Origin of the sequence: Bradyrhizobium algeriense, from assembly GCF_003062295.1 — a bacterium.
In the GTDB taxonomy this organism is placed as follows: domain Bacteria; phylum Pseudomonadota; class Alphaproteobacteria; order Rhizobiales; family Xanthobacteraceae; genus Bradyrhizobium; species Bradyrhizobium algeriense.
Genome location: NZ_PYCN01000182.1, coordinates 1 through 682 on the forward strand (window position 1 = coordinate 1; position 682 = coordinate 682).

Genomic DNA, 682 nt, shown 5'->3' on the forward strand with positions numbered 1-682 from the left:
GTGTGTCTTCCAGCGCAGATTCACCACTTAATCGGAATCAAACTTTCATATTCCGCTGATTGAAGGTCAGCTCTTAAGCGCTGAAGGGGACCAGGGGCCAACGTCTCAGGAGGTAGAGTCGAGGATGGGCGCGGTAGCTTGGGCCATGCGGCAACGCCCCGTTTCCCATCCCCGCTCATCGAACCGGACGTGCGGCGCTACCGCATCCGGCTCTCCGACTGGCTTCATCGCAAGGCCCACGGCGGGGCAGTTCGGGGCAAGCGCTCCAGAGCCAGCACACCGCGTTCACCATGGATCACGTCGAAGGTGAACTGTCGGTTGCCGCGCCCATGCACCTTATGCCGTCGGGCGAGGAAGGCGCGCACGCGCTCGGTGACGGACTGGTCCATCCCACGGAAGGCCGGCCGACATGTCCCATAGGCGAAGTAGGTCGACCAGCCGCGCAGGGACCTGTTCAGCCTATCGCGCACTTCGTCCCATGGTTCAGTGTGGCCGGGCGTCAGCAAGTTGGCGACCGTCGCCTTGAGCCGGTGCACGCTCTTCTTGGACGGGCTTGCGCCCAGATACCGCCGGCCGTTCGCTTTGTAGTAATGAGGCCCGAACGAGTAGCCGAGGAAGTCGAAGCGCTCCTGGCGGGCATCCTTCAGCGAGGTCTTGCCCTCGTTGAGGCTCAGTCCCAGCC

General features: G+C 63.3%; 1 protein-coding gene. It reads right to left on the reverse strand.

Annotated elements, in window-relative coordinates; genetic code table 11:
- Positions 1-224: 224 nt before the first annotated feature.
- Positions 225-682: group II intron maturase-specific domain-containing protein (locus C7G61_RS43005; protein ID WP_274542323.1), on the reverse strand; the 458-nt coding region annotated here is incomplete at its 5' end.